This is a genomic window from Vibrio neonatus, assembly GCF_024346975.1.
Classification (GTDB): Bacteria; Pseudomonadota; Gammaproteobacteria; order Enterobacterales; family Vibrionaceae; genus Vibrio; species Vibrio neonatus.
The window spans coordinates 38,479-59,426 of the sequence record NZ_AP024885.1 but is presented as its reverse complement, the minus strand read 5'-3'; the positions used below and the strand labels follow the sequence as shown (position 1 = coordinate 59,426).

The 20,948-nt window shown below is 43.2% G+C and carries 22 protein-coding genes; 5 read left to right on the top strand and 17 right to left on the bottom strand.

Annotated features, from left to right (window positions below; translation table 11 throughout):
• Positions 1-24 precede the first annotated feature (24 nt).
• From OCU38_RS00285 to OCU38_RS00250, 8 genes are all read right to left on the bottom strand, one after another.
• A protein-coding gene (locus tag OCU38_RS00285; protein WP_261823276.1) for an IS630 family transposase occupies positions 25-1,048 on the bottom strand; the annotation gives its coding sequence in 2 pieces (ribosomal slippage) (positions 25-595 and positions 594-1,048; 1,026 coding nt in all).
• A gap of 380 nt (positions 1,049-1,428) precedes the next feature.
• Positions 1,429-1,839 carry an SPOR domain-containing protein gene (locus OCU38_RS00280; protein WP_261823344.1) on the bottom strand — a complete coding sequence of 137 codons (411 nt, stop codon included), beginning with the start codon at positions 1,837-1,839 and terminating at the stop codon, positions 1,429-1,431.
• Between the two features lie 182 nt (positions 1,840-2,021).
• Positions 2,022-2,960, bottom strand: a complete 939-nt coding sequence (locus OCU38_RS00275) for an ABC transporter permease (RefSeq protein ID WP_261823343.1) — start codon at positions 2,958-2,960, stop codon at positions 2,022-2,024.
• Between the two features lie 2 nt (positions 2,961-2,962).
• Positions 2,963-3,940, bottom strand: a complete 978-nt coding sequence (locus OCU38_RS00270; protein ID WP_152822067.1) for an ABC transporter permease — start codon at positions 3,938-3,940, stop codon at positions 2,963-2,965.
• Positions 3,941-4,116: 176 nt separating this feature from the next.
• Complete coding sequence (locus OCU38_RS00265; protein WP_261823342.1) at positions 4,117-5,670, bottom strand: ABC transporter substrate-binding protein; 1,554 nt, start codon at positions 5,668-5,670, stop codon at positions 4,117-4,119.
• Positions 5,671-5,791: 121 nt separating this feature from the next.
• Complete coding sequence (locus OCU38_RS00260) at positions 5,792-7,519, bottom strand: dipeptide ABC transporter ATP-binding protein (RefSeq protein WP_261823341.1); 1,728 nt, start codon at positions 7,517-7,519, stop codon at positions 5,792-5,794.
• Between the two features lie 595 nt (positions 7,520-8,114).
• Positions 8,115-8,348 (bottom strand): YecH family metal-binding protein, encoded by a 234-nt coding sequence (locus OCU38_RS00255; protein ID WP_023405684.1) that lies wholly within the window; start codon positions 8,346-8,348, stop codon positions 8,115-8,117.
• 85 nt (positions 8,349-8,433) lie between these two features.
• Positions 8,434-8,799, bottom strand: coding sequence for a DUF4145 domain-containing protein (locus tag OCU38_RS00250; protein ID WP_152822065.1), 366 nt, complete (start codon positions 8,797-8,799; stop codon positions 8,434-8,436).
• 495 nt (positions 8,800-9,294) lie between these two features.
• Between OCU38_RS00250 and OCU38_RS00245 the strand changes: the two genes are divergently transcribed.
• Positions 9,295-9,621, top strand: a complete 327-nt coding sequence (locus OCU38_RS00245) for a DUF2500 domain-containing protein (RefSeq protein ID WP_261823340.1) — start codon at positions 9,295-9,297, stop codon at positions 9,619-9,621.
• Between the two features lie 87 nt (positions 9,622-9,708).
• On the opposite strand, the gene OCU38_RS00240 is transcribed toward OCU38_RS00245, so the two are convergent.
• From OCU38_RS00240 to rhtB, 6 genes are all read right to left on the bottom strand, one after another.
• On the bottom strand, positions 9,709-10,722 hold the full coding sequence (locus OCU38_RS00240; protein WP_261823339.1) for an acyltransferase: 1,014 nt from the start codon (positions 10,720-10,722) through the stop codon (positions 9,709-9,711).
• Positions 10,723-10,900: 178 nt separating this feature from the next.
• Complete coding sequence (gene arsJ, locus OCU38_RS00235) at positions 10,901-12,124, bottom strand: organoarsenical effux MFS transporter ArsJ (RefSeq protein ID WP_261823338.1); 1,224 nt, start codon at positions 12,122-12,124, stop codon at positions 10,901-10,903.
• 82 nt (positions 12,125-12,206) lie between these two features.
• Entirely contained in the window at positions 12,207-12,704 is a 498-nt protein-coding gene (locus OCU38_RS00230; RefSeq protein WP_261823337.1) for a phosphatase domain-containing putative toxin, read from the bottom strand.
• Between the two features lie 56 nt (positions 12,705-12,760).
• Positions 12,761-13,768, bottom strand: coding sequence for an ArsJ-associated glyceraldehyde-3-phosphate dehydrogenase (locus OCU38_RS00225; RefSeq protein ID WP_023405056.1), 1,008 nt, complete (start codon positions 13,766-13,768; stop codon positions 12,761-12,763).
• A gap of 48 nt (positions 13,769-13,816) precedes the next feature.
• Complete coding sequence (locus OCU38_RS00220) at positions 13,817-14,152, bottom strand: metalloregulator ArsR/SmtB family transcription factor (protein ID WP_039971041.1); 336 nt, start codon at positions 14,150-14,152, stop codon at positions 13,817-13,819.
• A gap of 180 nt (positions 14,153-14,332) precedes the next feature.
• Positions 14,333-14,950 carry a homoserine/homoserine lactone efflux protein gene (rhtB, locus tag OCU38_RS00215; protein WP_261823336.1) on the bottom strand — a complete coding sequence of 206 codons (618 nt, stop codon included), beginning with the start codon at positions 14,948-14,950 and terminating at the stop codon, positions 14,333-14,335.
• 69 nt (positions 14,951-15,019) lie between these two features.
• Between rhtB and OCU38_RS00210 the strand changes: the two genes are divergently transcribed.
• The 4 genes from OCU38_RS00210 to OCU38_RS00195 all read left to right on the top strand — a co-directional run bounded on the left by OCU38_RS00210 (position 15,020) and on the right by OCU38_RS00195 (position 18,578).
• Positions 15,020-15,997: an alpha/beta fold hydrolase gene (locus tag OCU38_RS00210; protein ID WP_261823335.1), complete on the top strand. Its 978-nt coding sequence runs from the start codon at positions 15,020-15,022 to the stop codon at positions 15,995-15,997.
• Positions 15,998-16,110: 113 nt separating this feature from the next.
• On the top strand, positions 16,111-16,938 hold the full coding sequence (locus OCU38_RS00205) for a Cof-type HAD-IIB family hydrolase (RefSeq protein ID WP_261824210.1): 828 nt from the start codon (positions 16,111-16,113) through the stop codon (positions 16,936-16,938).
• A 33-nt stretch (positions 16,939-16,971) separates the two neighbouring features.
• Positions 16,972-17,991: a COG3650 family protein gene (locus tag OCU38_RS00200; protein ID WP_261823334.1), complete on the top strand. Its 1,020-nt coding sequence runs from the start codon at positions 16,972-16,974 to the stop codon at positions 17,989-17,991.
• The gene (locus OCU38_RS00195) at positions 17,991-18,578 is read left to right on the top strand and encodes a tRNA-uridine aminocarboxypropyltransferase (RefSeq protein ID WP_261823333.1); all 588 of its coding nucleotides are present in this window, start codon (positions 17,991-17,993) and stop codon (positions 18,576-18,578) included. The genes OCU38_RS00200 and OCU38_RS00195 overlap by 1 nt, the downstream gene beginning before the upstream one ends.
• Positions 18,579-18,617: 39 nt before the next feature.
• Here OCU38_RS00195 and OCU38_RS00190 read toward each other — a convergent pair whose 3' ends face one another.
• Genes OCU38_RS00190 through OCU38_RS00180 form a run of 3 tightly spaced genes read right to left on the bottom strand, consistent with a single transcriptional unit; the run spans position 18,618 to position 20,936 of the window.
• On the bottom strand, positions 18,618-19,334 hold the full coding sequence (locus OCU38_RS00190; RefSeq protein WP_261823332.1) for an HAD-IA family hydrolase: 717 nt from the start codon (positions 19,332-19,334) through the stop codon (positions 18,618-18,620).
• Positions 19,334-20,254, bottom strand: coding sequence for a tyrosine recombinase XerC (gene xerC, locus OCU38_RS00185; protein WP_261823331.1), 921 nt, complete (start codon positions 20,252-20,254; stop codon positions 19,334-19,336). Before xerC ends, OCU38_RS00190 begins: the two co-directional genes overlap by 1 nt.
• Positions 20,235-20,936 (bottom strand): DUF484 family protein, encoded by a 702-nt coding sequence (locus OCU38_RS00180; RefSeq protein WP_261823330.1) that lies wholly within the window; start codon positions 20,934-20,936, stop codon positions 20,235-20,237. Before OCU38_RS00180 ends, xerC begins: the two co-directional genes overlap by 20 nt.
• Between the last annotated feature and the right edge of the window lie 12 nt (positions 20,937-20,948).

The following is a 20,948-nucleotide window of genomic DNA, read 5'->3' as shown; positions in this document are numbered from 1 at the left end:
TTACTGTTATACCAATTCCGTTAATTAACTTATCAAGTTTAACCAATCTCTAAAGCAGAGGGAGATGACTCTGCTTTTATCTTCACAAAACCGATTCCACGCTCTACATATTGTCTCTACAATATCGTCATAATTTTCGAAGCACCTATTTGCTACTTCATTTTGACGCAGCCAACTCCATACCTGTTCTATAGGGTTAAGTTCGGGAGAATAAGGTGGGATATGAATGATGGTAAGGTTCTCAAATTCATCTGCAAGATAGCTCTGGTGCCAACTCGCTTGATCCATGATCACAACAGCATGCTTGCCAGCTGGTGTGGCTTGAGAAATTAATCTGAGTTGCTCTTTCATTGCTTCCATATTGCTCAGGGGAACCACTATCGCTTCAGCTTCTCCTGTCGTGACACATACTGCTCCGAAAAGGTATGCATACTCAAACTGCTGTTGTTGTACTACTCTAGGACGCGTACCTTTCTCTGCCCATATTCGCGTTGTTGTATTGCGTTGACCAAATCTAGCCTCATCTTGAAACCATATTTGAACATCTTTTAAGGCGACATGGCCAGGGATCTTAAGGATCGTTTCGATTGGGAATTTTTTTAAAAGCTTCTTGAGCTTCAACTGACTGCTTAGGATGTTTGGAACGAGTAGTAATCCAACTCAAGCCTATGTCATGTAATAACTGATAGAGCGCCGACTTTTTATATGATGTACTGAAATTGCTTTCTATATAGAGCCCAATGTCTTTTGCTTGAAGGCGACCGCCACTCTCATTTACGGCATATTCGATAACATACTCTTTGAGTTGTGATTTTTGCTCGTCTGTTAGGCGATGAGGTCTACCAGTGTGTGGTTTCTCTTGAAGTCCTTCAAGACCATTGTCGAGATATGCTTTGACCCATTTATTGACGCTTACTCTGCTAACTTTAAGGTACTTAGCTATTTGAGTGCGACTTTTACCGTCAACAAAATGAGAAACGGCTAAATAACGCATTCTAAGTCGAGCGTTGGATGTGGAATTAATCAGACTCGGAAAATCATGCTTCATAAGGACTCCTTTAAGAGTCCATTATTAGATCATAAAATTAACGGAATTGGTATTATCTCTAGTAACTACAAAAAGATCCCGACCATCTCTTTCATCTCGAAACACGGTCTTGCAGCCGTAGACTTACATGTTGAGCTGGCACCTACAAGAGCTTCAAAATGAAGATAACGAATGATTGAAGCTCATGAACTTCAGAAAAATGGCTTGATAAAGTGTTTTTTCTGGAAAACCCTCTTAGACCTTATAAATAAAGGCCTTACAGAAATCTTCCAGATTCTACGTGTGACAGTATTTCGTGACGATGAGATAATTGCGCTTTGCGCATAACGATAAAGGATGGCCTATGCCATCCTTTTTTATTACCTACCTCTTAGCTTTCTCTACTTCTCCACTTCCCGAATAAACGACTTCTCAAAACCACTAACGGTTCTTAATTGCGTTACTTCAAGACTGGCTTGAGCAAAATCATCGTATGGGCCGATTAAGCAGCGTTTGCCTTTCTTTTCGGCTTTGTTCCAAATGGAAGATGAGACGTTGGGGTAGATTTGATTGACTTGTTGTAAGGTGAGTTCTTCGGGGAAAAATCCACATTGGATCCAGAATGTGGATTTGGCATAAATGGGTTTGCTTTTGCCCCATAGAGACACCCCTATCGGGCACTCTTCTCCTAGCAATGCGGGCTTATCAAAGGACTCTTGAGTTGCCGAACATAAGAAGTTGCTCGCTTGGACACTGCTGCAGGTAAGTAACAACACAATGCTGTAAAACAGAGGTAATGTTATTGGCTTCACTTTGCTTACAACCCTCTCGCCCGTTAAATCAATCACTTCCGAAAGATTAGTCGAGTGTTGAGTTATTCGCCAATACCTCTCTAATGCTCTGTTACACAGATCGATAATTGGCTGAAAAAAGAAGCACCCAATACATAGCATTGAGTGCTTCTTTTAAATCAAACTGGGATTCAAGTTAGGTATTAACCTTTATACAATTTCGGATTAAATACATCACGTAGCCAGTCACCAAGCAGGTTAATCACCAACACTAAGGTCACTAGTACAATACCTGGGAAGGCGGTAATCCACCATGCGCCCGAGAAGATGTAGTTAAAGCCGGTGCTGATCAGTGCCCCTAATGATGGCTGATCAACCGGAAGCCCTAAACCTAAGAAGGACAGCGCCGCTTCTGACATTATGGCGTTGGCAATCTGTACCGTTGAGATAACCAAAATCGGTGACAAACAGTTCGGAAGAATATGGCGGAACATAATGCGGGGGGCTTTAAAGCCCATCACGCGAGCCGCTTCTACATACTCTTTCTTCTTCTCAGCCAATACTGAAGCGCGAATAGTACGAGCATATTGAGGCCATTCCGCCACACCAATAATCACCACCAGCATGATCACTGCATACTCACTGTAAAACGCACTACCAAAACTGGCTTTGAAAATGGCGGAGACAATAATTGCCACCATCATAGTCGAAAACGACAACTGCACATCGGCAAAGCGCATTAGGAAGCTGTCGATACGACCACCGAAATAGCCCGCAGACAAACCAATTACTATGCCTAAGATCAGCTGTAGACCAACTGCCAAAAAGCCAATGGTGAGAGACAATCTTGAGCCATATAAAATGGTCGAGAAAATATCACGTCCCTGCTCATCGGTGCCCAATATGAAGTTTTCTTCACCACCGTCCATCCAAGATGGCGGTAATTCTGAATCCATAATATCGATGGACGTTAAATCATAAGGGTCTGTCGGTGAAATTAGCGGTGCGGCAATAGCGGCAACTAAAAAGCAGGCAAAAACAAACGCCGAGAACATGGCGACCTTGTCGCGCACGAAATAGTAAACAATATCTGAGTTTTTAAAACGCTGCCAACGAGTGGGAGCTTGTGCTGTCTGTTCCATGATTATGCTCCTTTACCTGTAATGTTGACGGTTGGGTTAATTAATCCGTACAGCAAATCCACTATGGTGTTGGTTACAACAAAGATAAGCCCAACAAAAATAACGTAAGCGGTAATCAATGGAGTATCTACGCGGTTGATCGCTTCTAAGAATAAGAAGCCTGTACCTGGCCACTGGAATACCGTCTCAGTTAGGATGGTATACGCCACCATAGTACCAATCTGTACACCACCGACCGTCAGTACAGGTAACAGGGTGTTTTTTAAAGCGTGTTGGTAATGAATTTTCTTAAGTGGCAGGCCTTTCGCCTTACCAAACTTGATGTATTCCGAGCTGAGCACCTCTAGCATTTCTGAGCGTACAAGACGAATAAACAGAGGCAGCATGATAGAGGCCAAAGACACACACGGCAGAATCAAATGCTGCAGACCATCTTTGGTAAAGAAGCCTGACTCCCAGCCAAGAACATTGGCTGTCTCCCCCCGCCCATAAGACGGTAGCCACCCCAAGGTGATTGAGAAGATATACATCAACATGATTGCGGTCAGGAATACGGGTATCGAAATACCCACCGAGCTCATCGCCATGACAAACTTGGTAAATAAACTTTTGGGATTTATTGCCGAATAAACGCCAAGTGGGATCGACAATACAATGATGATTAACGTCGCGCCGAACACCAGTTCTAGCGTCGCAATCAATTTATCTAAAATAACGTCCACGGCTGGGCGTTTGAAGAAATATGAAGTCCCTAAATCACCTTGCACTGCGGCGGTGATAAAGCGGGTGTATTTAGTCACAAATGGGTCATTCAAACCCAGATCATCACGTAATGCTTGACGCTCCGACTCTGAAACAGACTGACCAACTAACTCACGTAAGGGATCACCAAGGTTATCTTGGATAGCAAACGCCACCAAACTGATCACAAACATCACTACCAGTGCCTGATATAGGCGCTTGACTAGAAACGAAAACATTCCTTTGCCCCTTTTTTCCAATCGAACAAATTTTCAGTCTTAAAAATGGTACCTGATCCGACTGAAACAAGATCAGGCACCGAAAACCGCATTACTGCGCTTTTAAAAGCGTTACTTAATTAGCAACAAGGCACGTACGGGATTAAAAGTGCGTGCCTTTTTCGTTGTGCAATTTCTTATTTAACAACTAGGTCGCCAAAGTAAGGGAAGTTCATTGCATTCACGATTGGTTTAATCTCAACGTTAGACTTTGCGCCCCACGCTAGGTTTTGCCAATGTAGAGGAACGTATGCTGCGTCATCGTATAAAGTCTTCTCAACTTTCTGTAGCATTTGCGAGCGCTTCGCAGGGTCCGTTTCTACGTTTGCCGCTTCAACTAGCTTATCGACTTCAGGGTTAGAGTAGTGACCACAGTTGTACTGACCTTTACCTGTCTCTTTGTTACGAGTCATGGTTAGGAATTCAGAGAAGTTCGCTGAATCTTCAGTATCCGCGTGCCAACCAATCATCAGCATGTCTGCTGCACACTTATCAAACTCAGGCCAGTATTGCGCTTTAGGCATAGTTTTCAGATCAACACGAATGCCAATCTTAGCCAGCATTGCTGCCGCCGCTTGAGCGATTTTTGCATCGTTCACGTAACGGTTGTTTGGCGCAATCATAGAAAGAGAGAAGCCATCTTCGTAGCCCGCTTCTTTCATTAGTGCTTTCGCTTTTTTCAGATCGTAGCGAGGCTTAAGCTCAGCATCGTAACCTGCGTAACCTTCAGGGCCTTGCTGACCTGCTGTGGTAGCAAAGCCTTTCATGATCTTCTTCGCGATACCGTCGTTGTTGATGGCATACACGATAGCTTGACGTACGCGCACGTCTTTCAGTGCTGGGTTGCTTTCTTGGTTCATCTGGAATGAAATCAGACGAGTACCCGGCAGAGTTACTAGTTCAACACCTTTTGCTGACTCAACACGTTGGTGGTCATTTGGTGAAACAGGGGCAATCATATCTACGCCACCAGAAAGAAGCGCTGCTACACGCGTTGCGTCTTCTTTGATTGGCACTAGCGTTAGGTTATCTACGTTGCCTTTTGACTCTGTATCCCAGTAGCCATCAAAGCGTTTAAATTCAACTTTTACGCCTTGCTCACGAGAGGTAACGATGAAAGGTCCAGTACCTGATACGTTGGTAGAAGCAAAAGAGTTACCATGCTTCACGATCTCAGACTTATCTTTACCGTCTGCTGTTTTACCAGAGTAGAACTTGCTATCCATTGGGAAAATGTAAGCTGCTGTTTGCAGAACTAGAGGGAAAGCGCCTTTAGAAACAAGATCAAATGTGTAATCGTCAACTTTTACGATTTTTTCAAACGGGGCAAAAATAGCCTTAAAGTCTGGCGAATCTTGTAAACGGTCAAAAGTCCAAACCACATCATCAGCACTCAACGTATTACCAGAGTGGAATTTAACACCCTGACGTAAAGTAAAGCGCATAGTGGTCTCATTGACGCGCTCCCACTTAGTAGCTAAGCGAGGTTCAAACGATAAATCTTGCTTATAACGTACTAGTGGATCAAAGATCATATGAGAAAGTTGTAATGTGCCACCAGACAGTTGCTCTTGTGGATCTAGAGATACTGGGTCAGCATCGTAGGCAACTTTGATATCTGCAGCGGCAGCGCCAAATGCAAGGCCAGCGACTGCAAGTGCTACAGCCAGTTTGGTCTTAATGGTTTTCATTGCATATCTCCTTCATGCGGGATGGAATCCCTGTTATGTTTGCTATATGTTGTGTTTGCTTATTGTTGCTTGTGTTTTGCTCAGTGAGCTTATTAATTAGAACGTTTTTTATGCAGAATTTTTAAGCTAATTCTGTTGTTGCACTGTTATCTTCGCGCATCCCTTTAAACTCAGGCATTAACGAAATTAGGTGTTGGCTATATTCATGCTGTGGCGACTTAAACAGTTGCTCTGTCGGTGCAACTTCCAGTAACTCACCTCTTTGCATGACCCCGATGCGATCGCACATTTGGCGAATCACCGGTAAATCATGGCTGATAAACAGCATGGTTAGATTCAACTCATCCTGTAGGTCTTTTAGCAGGTTCAAGATTTGCGCCTGAACTGAAACATCTAATGCCGAGGTTGGCTCATCACAAATCAAGAGACGTGGACGTGTCGCTAAAGCTCGGGCGATAGAAATACGCTGACGCTGACCACCAGAGAACTCATGCGGATACTTAACGGCAGCCATACGCCCTAAACCTACATGATCAAGTAGATCGTTGACGATCTGACGGGTTTCAGTCTCATTAGCGGTTAATTTATGGAAGCGGATAGGTTCGGCGATGATGTCGAAAATTTTCATACGAGGGTTCATCGAGGTATAAGGGTTTTGGAACACCATCTGCATTTGACGACGCATTGGGCGGCGTTCTTTTTCACTCTTCAAACCGGTTAAATCAATACCTTCAAAGGTCACTTTACCCGCATCTGGGGCATATAAACCCGCGATCACACGTGCAATGGTGGATTTACCTGAACCCGATTCCCCCACCAATCCAAAAGTCTCACCTTCAAATACTTCAAAGCTGACATTGTTAGATGCTTGTACGTACTCTCTGCGACTTTCAAATAGCGAATCTTTGGTGATAAAGCGAAGGTCAACGTTTTCTACATTCAGTAACGGTCCTGTGTAGTCTCGCTGATCTTGGCTTTGACCTAACCAGTGATTTTTTACATCCAATGGCTGATGCTCTGCCGCTTCTTCGATATAGCTCACTAGTGGAAAGCGCTCTAATTTAATATCTGAGCGTGGAACCGCTGAAATTAAGCTTCGCGTATAGGGATGATCAGGGTTACCTAAAACTTTACTTGTTGGCCCAAATTCGACCAAATCACCTCGGTACATCACCGCCACACGGTCAGTGACGTTCGATACCACTCCCATATCGTGAGTCACCAACATACAACCCACGTTTTGCTGAATACATAAATCACGTATCAGGGTTAAAATTTGGTCTTGAATGGATACATCCAAAGCCGTGGTCGGTTCATCCGCAATAATCAGGTCTGGTTCACCAGCCAAAGCAATTGCAATCACGACACGCTGACGCATACCACCAGAGAATTGGTGAGGATATTGTTTTAAGCGGTTTTCTGGTTGTGGGATACCCACCTTGTTCATCAACTCTAAAGAGCGCTTATACGCCTCTTCATCCGACACCTTCATATTGGCATGAATGGTTTCTTTAAGTTGCTGTTCTACGGTAAACAAAGGGTTGAGAGATGTCATAGGATCTTGAAAGATAAATCCTATTTTTGAGCCGCGCACTTTGCGCATTTGCTCAGGAGATAAACCCGATATTTTCTCTCCATCTAAAAAGACTTCACCATTAGCGATAACACCAGGAGGGCTCAATAGATCAATCACACCGTTACCCACAGTGGACTTACCTGCTCCCGATTCACCCACTACGCCGACGATTTCGCCACGCTCTATATTGAAAGAAAGTGATTTGACTGCTGCGTGAACACCGTGCCTTGACGGGTACTCAATGCGAAGATTTTTTACTTCTAATAATGACATTACCAGACCTCTACTGCTGGACAGTTTTCTGCCTTGTCTGCAAATTGAATCCATTCGAAATGAACGTGATCGATTTGATATTCGATCGGCACCTTTTCAGTGGCGTCTTCGTTCAGAATACAATGATAAATATTGTGTTCGACGCACAATTTGGCAAAAAAGACACAGAAAAGCAACATTTAAAGGATAAAAGTTGGCTTTATCCCTAAATAAAAGACATATCAGTGCATACAAATATTGATAGCATGAATAAAAAGTCAAAGAACTGAATGAACACCAAAAAAGAGAAAGGCGCAAACCTAGTAAATCACTAGGGTTACTTATAAAAGACTAATTAAAAGAACAAGATACGAAATCTAACAGCGAATTTTTATGCTCAAAAACGCCAGAACCCTCAACAGCAAAAACATCCAAAAAGCCGCTTAAAAACCACTCACAACACCATGCAGATCACACATAAAACAAGATTAAACACCAACAATATGCATATCGACGATATTTTTCACAGTTCAAAAATAGTAAAAATGATACATAATTGTAAATAAAAAAGGCTCCTTAAAAAGGAGCCTTACAATGCATCAAAAAAGATGGCAATTTAGTGGTGAGAGCAAACATTTGGCTCGTTAATACTAAATTTATCGTTAGCAAATATTACTTTTTCTCTTAATTGGAAAAATTCCAAAATAGATTCAAAGTCGAAACCTTCTTGGCTACAAGTTCTGAATTGAGCGTTTTCACCAAACTCGGCAGTAACCCAGTCCTTCAATTCTGCTTTTGACATTGGTTGCTGGCGAAGTTGGTTTAATATTTTGTGTGCATGTACCGACATGAAAGACTCCTAAATTTTGAACCTCAGCACTCTAACAGTGCTTTTGCATAAAGGCTATGTCATAAATCAAATGCAATCTGAGCATTTAAAAATGCACACTAAACTCAGCCCAATTTACATAGTAAAAAAGACCAGCAGCAGCAGTTAATAAAATCACCAGCGCAACAGCAAAGCCCCAAATGAAGCGTCCACTGCGAGGGGTTAACTCTTTTTCACACACATTGCATGCTTGTACAAATTGCTTTTTATCATCGAGCTTAAAGCCCTCTTCATGCACGATTTTATTACGAATGGTCGCGATATAACGCAGCTTGCCAATAATTTCACGAGGTAACCGTTCTTCACTATCTGAAATCAACTGATGCAACCCACGACCACGAGCGCGAAAACGAGTACGCAATATGCCCTCTAAACGCCTTGTTCGCGTTACAACTTGATCAATATCGGACATATCCTTACCTCCGCAAAAAGTCCATTCCTGTAAAGATCCCATCAAATGGTTCTTCTTGTGTATTATACCAATCGTACTAAATAACTGATCATTCTAGCTTGTTAAAATACTCGATAACGGCATTCGAATTTTTGATTGTAGAATAACTACTTATCAAAAAATTCTGCCTTGTTCTCGAACATTTTTCCTGCGCTAGCTCTGATCACTTACTTAGTGTGATTGGTATTATCTTTTACTATTCTGTCAGTAAAATCGAGCAAGAGCGTTGATTATTGAACCTAAATCAAGCTTAGCAATAATCTCATTACTCTCACCTCACAAAATAAGACCTTTAGTTACAACTGTGGTTCAACTCACTTTGTGAGCTAATCACCATTTTTCATTGCAACTTCACGTTCAGATCACGCTATTTCGTAAATAGTTCTATCGCCGAAAAAGGGCAAGCTACACTCTATAGCTAAAAATTCTATAGCAATAGATAACAAGGAGACATATATGCCGATATCTCTATTTGTTTTGGTCGCGATTCTTGTTGTTACAGCAGCCTTCGCATTCAAATACATTTATAGTAAACACGTGCATGGCGTTGACGCACCAGAGCAGAAAGCGAGCGTGACCGTTATCGATAAACAAGCCATCGATATACCTGATGCACAGCCTGGAGAAGAACAAGAGTACTGGATTTACGTACAAAAAGGGCGTTTTGGACCAAAGCGGGAATTTAAAGTCGGCGTTCATTACTACCACGCTTTATCACCGGGCACTCAAGGTGAGTTGACCTATCAAGGTGATAAGTTTATGCATTTTGCCTTAAAGAGATAAAAAATAAGAGCGTGCCTCTATCATTGAGACCGCTCTTATTTCTATATTCCTGTTATTTCTAGCGTACGCTTATTTCCGTCCTAGGTATTACGGCAGTAACCACGCGGTTTTTCTAGAACGAGAAACCAACCAGCTCAGCAGTAATGCACCACCGCCACTGATGATAATCCACAAAGGAATAGTCCAAGCTGGATGCCCTTGTCCCCAACCTAACTCTTTCATCGGCCACAAGAAAATAGGGTGTAGGATATAAATCCCAAGGCTGTGTGTGCTAATAAAACCAACAACCTTGTTGGCTTTCGCTGATAATCCTTCACCATAATAACGACACAACATAAAGATCATGCTAGCAGCACATACTGTATTTAATGTCTTATACGACAACCAACGTCCATAAGTGTATTCATTTGCTTCTAAACTCAGTGACACCACTTGGTAAATGGTAATGGCAAAAGAGGCGACCCCAATCAATACAAAAAAGCTCACCACAGGTTTAGTCAATGGCACTTTTTGATACAGGATATAGCCAAGGGGCAACAAACCTGAGTAAAGCCATATTTGATTGCTCCACAAACCATCAATGCGTAGTAAGAATAGGGTGCTGGTAATAAGCCACAACGCCGTGAGCGCATACAATGCTTGATCATCATAGCGACGTACAAATATCTGCATGAACGGGATAATGAAATACAGCGGAATGAAGTAATAGAAGAAACCTAGATGGTAGTAAGTGGCATGATCTAACCCTTCAATCAAAGTGTCTTTGGCGTTCGTCGCATCAAAGCCATAACTGCTCCAACCCGATAAATACGCATAGAAAATTGACCAAACAATAAAAGGAACTAGTACCTTTCCAAGGCGACGTTTAACGTAATACTTAAACTCAAAAGGCCGCCTATCACTAAGCATTAACGCACCTGAAATAAGAATAAATACAGGCACCGCCCAACGACTCACGCTGTTAATGCTAATTGCGGTAAACCATTCATCAAATGGAATGACACCAAATTGATAACGGTAAGGGGCCAAAACATGAATTGCGATAACAGCAATGGCAGCAACACACCTGGCAAGATCAAAAAACAAAACCCTTTGTCTCATTACTACACTTCCTTTTATTGTGCGACCAGTATCATAACAATAAAAAAGCTGATCAAGGATACCTTAATCAGCTTTTTTGTTTGTTTTTTCTAAAAATTTGCAGTTATAACAATTATATAGCTAAGGACAGCATGTAAAACCCACTCACTTAAACAGGCTGTTTCTCACTACTTTATCGTTAAACAGGAGACACTTGTGTTGTATGCCTAGGTAGCTTTATTGAGATCAAACTAGCCAACACAAGAAATGCAAATGATACCCAAAGACAGGCTGACAGACCTGCTATCTGGAAGACCCAGCCCGACAGCACCGTACCGATAAGACGTCCCATAGCATTCGCCATGTAATAAAAACCAACATCCATAGATACGCCATCACCTTTGGCATAGCTGACAATAAGGTAAGAGTGCAATGACGAATTTACCGCAAAGATTGCGCCAAAAATCAGCAATCCAACCACAATAACGAACTGAGGTTGCCAACCAATTTGTATTCCATACGCAATAGCACCTGTCACTACTGACAGCAACACAGCCCACAGCAAAGCGGCTTTACCATCAGGGACTCTGCCCTGCATTTTTCCGGTAATTCTTGGAGCAATACCTTGCACAAAGCCGTACGCAATAACCCACAATGCAAGAAAACCGCCAACCATAGAGTGGTTCCAGCCAAACACACTACCTAGATAAATAGGCAGAGCCACAACAAACCATACGTCACGTGCACCAAACAAGAATAAACGCGCGGCAGACAATACATTAATGCTTTCTGATTTAGAGAATAAGTGCTTAAATTTAGGCTTACTTTTCGCCTTGCCCATGTCACTCTCTAGCCAAACTAAGCTGCCGATCAAAACAAAGAACAGCACCATTGCCATTGCCAATACCGCTCCTTTGAAACCGAGTACCGACAATAAAACGCCACCTAAGAAGAAACCCGCACCTTTTAACGCATTTTTTGAGCCCGTTAAGATAGCGACCCACTTATATAAAGCCCCTTGCTTTTCATCTGGCACAAGAGTTTTGATGGCGCTTTTGGCGCTCATTTTATTTAAGTCTTTAGCAATTCCAGATAGAGCTTGCGCCGCCATCACCCAAGGTATGGTGAGCCATGCTTGCGGGACAGCCAACATGACTAATGAGAATATTTGTATCGCTAAGCCTACATTCATGGTTCGGTTTAAACCAAGCCTTGCACCTAGCCAACCTCCCACAAGGTTCGTTACCACACCAAAGAACTCGTAAAATAAAAACAGAGAAGCAATGGCTAAACTGCTGTATCCCAAGTCGTAAAAATACAGCACCACCAGCATGCGTAAGGCGCCATCCGTCAGAGTGAAGTTCCAATAATTGAACGTCACCAACATGTATTGGCGAACACTTTTATCTAAAGTCGATAACATAGGAGTTGTCTCAACGAATCTTTTTAATAAAAAAGTGTGCCTTTTTCAGCAAGGCACACAGATACGATTTATAGGGAGGAAATTAATGAGTTTGTGCTAGAGCTTCAGCGTAGTTAACCTGAATTGGCTTGCTAAATGCGCCTGGGCGAAGAGTTTTTACTTCAGTAATAACTTTAGGCAATGACCAACCCAACTCTAACAGAAGATTCGCCGCTAATAGGCCAGTACGACCCGAGCCACCCATGCAGTGCATCGCGATTTTGCCACCATTATTCACAATCTGGTGCAGCTCAGGGCTTACACTCACCCACTGCTCAGCAAACTCATGATCAGGCGCACAATCATCTTCAATTGGAAGATGGAACCATTTTAAGCCTAGTGCTTTGGTTTTTTCACCTAGCTCAAGGACGTTTTTGTGAGTCATCTCTTCAACATTAATTGCCGTAACAATAGCTTCTACACCTTGCTCTTTAAGTTGCGCAAGAGATTCATCTAAACCCAGCTCTTTCGTCCCCGGACACGGAGTTAATACCAGCGCTGCGCCATTATCGATTAGCAATTCCCAAGTAGGATGTGTCATTTTATCTATTCCTCAATACAAGAGCACACTGAGGTATGCTCGTGAATTTAATTAATTTATTTGTCAGCCAAACCAACAGTACGTACAAGCTCTGCGGTACGTGTCGCATAACCCATTTCGTTGTCATACCATGCGTAAATCTTCAGCATGCGAGTACCCACTACCATGGTAGATAGCCCATCAACGATGGTTGAGCGTTGATCACCTTTGTAATCAATCGACACTAATGGGCGATCTTCAAAGCCTAAAATGCCTTTCAGTTCATTTTCTGAAGCTTCTTTTAGTAGAGCGTTAACTTCTTCGGCTGTCGTGTCGCGTTTCACGTCAAAAATGATGTCAGTAAGAGAAGCGTTCGCTAAAGGAACACGCACTGCATGGCCGTTAATTTTGTCTTTCAGCTCAGGGAAGATCTCAACGATTGCCGTAGCTGAACCGGTTGTCGTTGGAATTAAACTCATGCCACATGCGCGAGCACGACGTAAGTCTTTGTGTGGTGCATCCAAAATAGTTTGAGTATTGGTCAGATCATGAATGGTGGTAAATGCTGCTTGCTCAATACCTAATTTTTCATGAATCACTTTCACTACCGGTGCAATACAGTTAGTCGTACAAGAGGCTGCGGTGACGATTTTATGAATAGCAGGATCAAAAATTTCGTCGTTCACGCCGACTACGATATTGGCAATGCCTTCTTCTTTCACTGGTGCAGAAACCACGACTCGCTTCACGCCTTGCGCTAGGTATTTATTCAAGAACTGAGTCTTACGGTGCACACCTGTTGCTTCAATAACCACATCACAGCCAGACCAATCAACTGCATCGATATCGCGCTCTTGAGTGGTTTTTATTGCTTTACCATTGATCAGCATATTAGTGCCATCTAAGGTCACTTCATGCTGCCAGCGTCCTTGAATTGAATCGAACTCCAACAGATGAGCCAATGTTTTAGCATCACCTGCCACATCATTGATTTGTACAAATTCCACTTCAGGCCAATCAAATGAAGCTCTTAAAGCCAAACGACCGATGCGGCCAAAGCCGTTGATACCGATTTTAATAGTCATGTTCTATCCTTTACTCTCACGTTGTTAATGAGTATTTAAAATTGCAAATCACACACAGGACTTATCGTCTATGTGCACTAATCTTTGGGTATCTTCTTGATATTGTTCTTTCAGACAATTTGAATCACGTAAGCCATCAATCACCTTCCTAGCCCAGCCAGGAATATCTGTGGCGATATGGTAGTAAACCCATTGCCCTCGTCGTTCATCCACTAATACACCCGACTGTCGCATTTGCGCTAAGTGACGAGATACCTTCGGCTGACTCTCTTGCAATGCATGAGTTAACTCACACACGCACAAGCCACCTTCACGGGCAATCAACAATAAGCAACGTAAACGCGTTTCATCTGCAAGTAGTTTAAAAAATTGATGAGGCAACATTATGACAACCAATAACCATATACGAATATCCATATATACTAGCCAAAAAAAAGACACCGACAAGTCAAACTCGCCGATGTCATAAAAGATTCATGTTACAAAAGATGAATATCACTCACGATTATCGCGTGAAATTCGATAGCCTTTAGCCTTTAGCCTTTAGCCTTTAGCCTTTAGCCTTTAGCCTTTAGCCGCGGCAAGTAAAACACCACAACCAATAAACATGGAACCAAACACTTTATTCAGTTTACCAATCACTTTGTCCGAGCGGATAAAATTGCCCATTTGTGAGGCAAGGCCGGTATATCCCAACATCACAGTGCCATCGATAACAATGGTTGTGACACCAAGAATCAATAGTTGCGGAAGGTGCGGTAACTGAGGATTGATAAATTGCGGGAATAACGCTACTAGGAAAACAATCGACTTAGGGTTAGTCAGGTTGATAAAAATTCCTTGTTTTAACAACTGTCCCTTAGATACTTGCTCATGGTTTTCGACCAATTTAAAGCGTTTGCTGTCTCGCCATTTTTGAATGCCAAGCCAGATTAAATACGCGACACCAATCCACTTGATAACAGTAAAAGCAACCGCCGATTGAGCCACCAAAGCGCCAATCCCTGCTCCAACCAATACAATATGAAAAAGTAACCCAAGTTGCAGCCCTACAATTGCCGACAACGACTTACGCATCCCATAGTTAATCCCATTTGCAATTGAGTTTACCGTGCCAGACCCTGGTGCGAGGCTAAAAATAACTGCCGTGGCAACGTACGCCAACCAAATTTTCAACTCCATATTAGTCCCTATATTCACTATCATTTTAGGATGTTATGCTGTTTGTAACGTGAACAGGAAACAAATGCAATGTCAAAAAATGCGATAGATGTCTGCACTCAAGAAGCTGACTACGAATATCAAATGAAATACCCGATAGCGAGTTTTTGGGATAACCGACAGCAAGGTTACACGGAAGGCAAAAACAACAAGAAACTCTATTGGATCAGTCTCACATCACCGCTACACAGCAAAGCGATCTTGATGGTCAACGGACGAACTGAAAGTGCTTGTCGTTATCCAGAGTTGTTTTATGACCTGTTTAAGCAAGGCTTTGATATCTACTCTTACGACCATCGCGGTCAAGGTATGTCTGAGCGATTGCTAGATGATCCGCAAATGGGGCATGTCGAAGACTTTCAAGATTACGTTGAAGATCTTGAGACTATCGTGCAGCAATTTAATTTCAATCGCTACAGTCGCCGATTTATTCTTGGTCACTCTATGGGCGGAGCAATCTCAACGCGCTACATTCAAACTCAGCACTCGCATCCATTTCATGCTATTGCCCTAAGCGCCCCTATGTTTGGGATTAAAATGCCCTCGCCACTGAGAGCGGTCGTTAAGCCTTTGTGTAAGACCTTCATTCGCTGGAGCAAGCAGCCCCACTACGCATTAGGACAAACGGCTTATCAAAAGAAACCGTTTAAAGACAATAATCTGAGCACCTGCAAATTAAGGTATGAATGGTCGACGAATCTGTTTGAGCAAACCGAGCAAATTCAAATGGGCGGCCCAACCTCACACTGGGTCTGGCAAGGTGTTATAGGCGCAGAGCAATGCGTAAAAGAGGCTCAGCAGATTAATATTCCTTTGCTACTCATTCAGCCGAGTTTAGATACTGTGGTTGAAAACAACGCCCAAAATCAATTTATCGCGCAGTTAAGCAAAATCCGCCAAGATGCGGTGCTAGTTCCAATTGCCGATGCCAAGCATGAAGTACTCGTCGAACAAGATCATGCAAGAAACCAAGCTTTAGACGCTATTTTGGGCTTTTTTGAGCAATGAGCCGACTACATTAGCAAAGAGTAAAATCAGAAAAGAGGAAAGCATGGTTTACCCTCTTTCTTCCTCTATGAATAACGTATTATACAAATGATCCTGAAAATATAAGAAAGGGCATAACCTTGAATAACTCTGCATTTGAAAATATTACTATTGTTGCCTCTGATTTAGATGGCACACTTTTAGCTCCTGACCACCAGCTCTCTGACGTGACCAAACAGACTTTAAAGCAGCTGCATGAGCAAGGTTATACTTTTATTTTCGCTACCGGCCGTCACCATATTGACGTTGCCTATATCCGCGAAAACTCTGGTATTCCCGCTTATATGATCACCTCTAATGGTGCTCGTGTACACGATATCAACAACAACTTAATGTACAGCCAAAACGTTAATTCTGAGTTAGTACAACCCGTGATTGATATTATTCGTCAAGATCCAGACATCATCATTCACATCTACCAAGATGACCAATGGTGGGTTAACCAAACCGATGAACACTTATTGTCTTTTAGTAAATCCTCTGGGTTTGCATTCCGCCTGTTTGATGACAAAGACGCACCGAAAAACGATATAGCGAAGGTCTTCTTTACTCATGAGAGCCATGAGCATCTAAGTGCCTTTGAAGATAAGCTAAACCAAGAGTTTGGCAATGAGCTAAATGTGGCTTTCTCAACACCTTGGTGTCTTGAAGTAATGCAAGGTGATGTGTCTAAAGGGCTAGCCCTACAAGCGGTAGCGGAAAGTTTGGGGAAAGATCTCTCTAACTGTATTGCGTTTGGCGATGGTATGAATGACGCCGAAATGCTGGCGATGGCAGGCATGGGTAAAGTCATGCAAACCGCACACCCTAAGGTAAAAGCGGCGCTACCAAACAATGAAGTGATTGGCAGCAACGAAGATGACGCTGTGGCTCACTATCTTCTTGAACACCTGTTAAGATAAGCATTAAATTCATCGCCCATCACAGGCTAGATAATGAAAAAATGCACACTACTTTCTGTTATTAGTTCTATGGTTTTGCTCGGTTGTAGTAGCACCGAGCCACCACAATCCTCAGCGAGCACAACCGAAAGTAATGTGCTGTCCACACAACCTCTGATACCTGACACGGAAGCCCCAGCGCGCGTGCTTCTGCGTGGTGAGATTATGGTTGGACATGAATCACGCACCATACATCCCTGCAATAGCAACGCAACCTACTGGCTAGAACTGCCTACGCAGGTTCGCACTGCCGTAGAATCCATGACCACCAAACCAAATCAGGCGATGTATGCTGAGGTGTTCGGTTATTTTGAGCCTGCCACCAGCGGTTTTGCACAGCAGTTTGGTAGTAAGTTTGTGGTCACTGAATTTAACGTTATCAGCACCGAAAACAGCAATCGCTGCCAACAAGCCCCTAGAGAGGCAAGAGCTTTTGGTAATGAGCCATCATGGTCGGCCGATGTGTCAGAGGGCGCTATCGAGCTATCTCAGTTAGGTAAAGAGACTCTGCATTTACCTGTGGTGAATCTAGAACAAAGCCTCAGTGAATCACGCTACAGCCTTACCCAAGGACAACTCGTTATTCGCCCACAAATGTGCCGCGATACGATGAGCGATTCTATTTACGGATGGACAGCACAACTGCAAGTTGCCGATCGCAGCTTTAGTGGCTGTTATAACGACTCTAGCTACCCTAGCGATCAAGTTGCTGGCACTTATAGCCAGTCTATCGACAACAGCACTTTGCTCACCCTAACCCTATCCACTGATCATCGAGCTGAAAGCCGTTATTCTTATAACGATGGAAGCCAAGATGTGGTTGAACAAGGTCACTGGCAGACATTAAACAGCGATTTAATCCAAGTAACTTCTGTTACCTATCAAGGACAACAGATCATTGCCGTACGCGAATTTGAGCTCAAAGGGGATACCTTATCTACCCAATATGAAACCATCAATGGCGCAACTTACCCATTAACCAATGATGGTTTAAACCTGAAAAAGGCTCAGTAATGGCTTGTGCTGTTTGTGGCTTCAAGCACCACTGTTTGTGCGAGCAGTTTCCCTCATTTGAACACCCAATGCAGGTGGCATTGCTATGCCACCCAAATGAGCTAAAACGAGCAACGAATACCGGTAAGCTATTGTTAAATGCCCTGCCCAATGCCCAGCAATTTCTCTGGAGCCGAACCAATCCCGCTTCAGAGTTACTCGATCTCATTGCCAGTCACCCTAACCCTGTGCTGTTATTTCCTAGTGAGCATAGTCAGGCACTTGAAGCGTATAGCACTCAGCAAAACGCATCACCGTCATTAGCACCTCGCCTGTACATTGTGCTGGATGCAACTTGGCAAGAAGCGAAGAAGATGTGGCGACAAAGCCCTTGGTTACAAGCGTTGCCGCAATACCATTTACAACCATCTAGTCACTCAAACTACAGCCTGCGAAGAAACCAAAGTGACGGTAATCTGTGTACTTGTGAGGTGGGGATAGAGCTAATGCGTTTAGAAGGGCTAGAGAGTCAAGCCGAACAACTGACCGAGTTTTTAGACTATTATCTGCAAGTATTCCAAGCTGATCGCAGTGGTCATTCTCTTTAAGGCATGCACTTTAAGCCACGCACTGTAAAAGCGTATCATCTAAATAAAATGCAGTAATTGCTCGATGTGATTAATCTCAACATCGGGCATGACGGTTGCTTTTGATTGTAGCTTGATGCCCATAGCAGAATCATTAAACCAAGCCGCTTGAAAACCGGCAGCTTTTGCGCCCATAACATCTGTCTGCAGGTGATCCCCAATATGTAATATGGAGTGAGCAGGTGTATTTAACACCTTAGATGCTTTCACAAACATATCGGCGTTAGGTTTCGCCGCGCCATCAGGGCCGGCTTTAAAAGTGGCGCAGAAGTAATCCTGTAAACCAATACGCTGCACATCAACATTGCCGTTGGTAATCGCAACCAATGGTAATCTTTGTGCGAGCACTTCTAGCGTGCGGAAGGTTTGCTCTGGAATATCGACCCTATTTCGCAACAGAGTCACTTGTTGCATGGTCTGCTCAATGGCCTCTGCTTGGCTTGTGCCTGTGATTCCAATGGCAGCAAAAGCAAACCCTAGCTGAGTCTCTCTTGCCACGGTCACATCATGTCGACAGCGCTCACTACTGCGCAATGCTTGTTGCTTAAACCTTTTCCAATCTTGTTCATCAAAACCCGATAACAGTGGAAAAGAGTCCACCAGCCAAAGTCGTAAATCTCGCTCTAATCGCTTAATCACCGGATGATTGTCATACAAAGTATCATCAAGGTCGAAAGTCATTGCCCGCACTGTATTTAAGCTTCGATAAAAACGCATTACGACTCCGGTTTCTTCTTCGCTCTAGGGTGAGCTTTATCATAGGCTTGCGCTAAATGCTGAAAGTCTAAGTGTGTATAGACTTGCGTAGTTGATAGGCTTTCATGTCCTAACATCTCTTGTACCGCACGCAAGTTGCCGCTAGATTCCAAAATATGGGTAGCAAAGGAGTGTCTCAGTTTGTGCGGGGTAATATGGCTAGTCACACCCTGCTTAATGCCCCATTCAGACATACGCTTTTGCACATTTCGATGCGAGATCCGAGTGCCTCGTTTGGAAATAAATAGCGCCTCTTGCTCTTCTTTCAATAGCAGCGGACGCACTTTTAACCAGTGCAGTATCCAACGTTTCGCTTCACCACTAAAAGGGACGATTCGTTCTTTATCGCCCTTACCAATCACACGAATTTCTCCGCGATCACCCTGCACGCTTTTCACGTTCAGTTGGATCAGTTCAGAAAGACGCATCCCTGTGCCATACATAAGCTCCATAATCGCTCTATCACGAATGGCTAATGGATCATCCATGTTGATGTCTAGCAGTTGTCCTGCTTCATCAACATCAAGGTTTTTTGGCAGTCGCTTATGGTTTCTTGGTGTACTGACCCCTTTAGCGGGGTTTGCTGATAGTTCACCTTTTAGCACTAGATAATCTAAAAAGCTGCGCAAGCAGGACAATCGAGTGGCTAAGCTATTGGGTTTTAGGCCTTCTCTGGAGCCTTTGGCCGCAATTTGTCTCACCCAAGCAATATCCAGTTGTTGCCAACTTTGCACACCAAAGCTCACCAGTTGTGAGGCGATAATAGTCAGCTGATTTTGGTAGTTACTCTGGGTGTGTTCGCTCATTCCTTTTTCGCTATTAAGATAAGAAATGAACGCATCGATCCAAGTTTGATAGGTATTAGGAATGTGGTGGGACATGCAGCGTTTGAACCTTCTGCCATTGTAAATTTTTAAGTTGCTGAGCAACAACCATCGCTAGGTGGCTTAAATATAATGTATCTTGGCTTGGCTGATAGCGTCCGCCATCTTCGCTACAAAAACACAAAAAGCCTTCGAGATTTGGATGATCAAAAGAAAGAACCGCATACGACCCTAACTCTGAAACTGGTGTACCTTGAGTAAATATTAACTCACGGTCACTGCGCTTCAGGCGACCAAGATAAGCCCCTCGCTCCGCCAAATTCTGCGTTTTAAATTTTGCCCAGTCTTGTTGGTTTAATTGCAGTTGCGAACTGACGTGCCCGACCACACCTACCACCACGGTAAGCTCAAGCTGTTGTGCTTTTTTTTCTAAAGCACTGATCACTTGTTCGCCAGACTTGGCCAATAAAATGCGTTTTTCTAACTGCATAAAATGACGAAAGATACGGTCATTGCGACTGGCCAACGTCATTAGCTCATTTTTTTGTTTTTCTAATGCCTGAATTTGTTCACGCTGACGGCCAAGTTTCAACTCAAACAAAGAGACCGCACCCTCTCGATGATGCGGCACACTTAACGAATCAATAAGGTGCTCTCGACCCACAAAAAAGTCAGGGTTATCTAATAAGTACTGCTCTATATCTATAGCAGTAAACAGTTCTTTGGCTGTTGAATCCAAGGTAATTCCTTA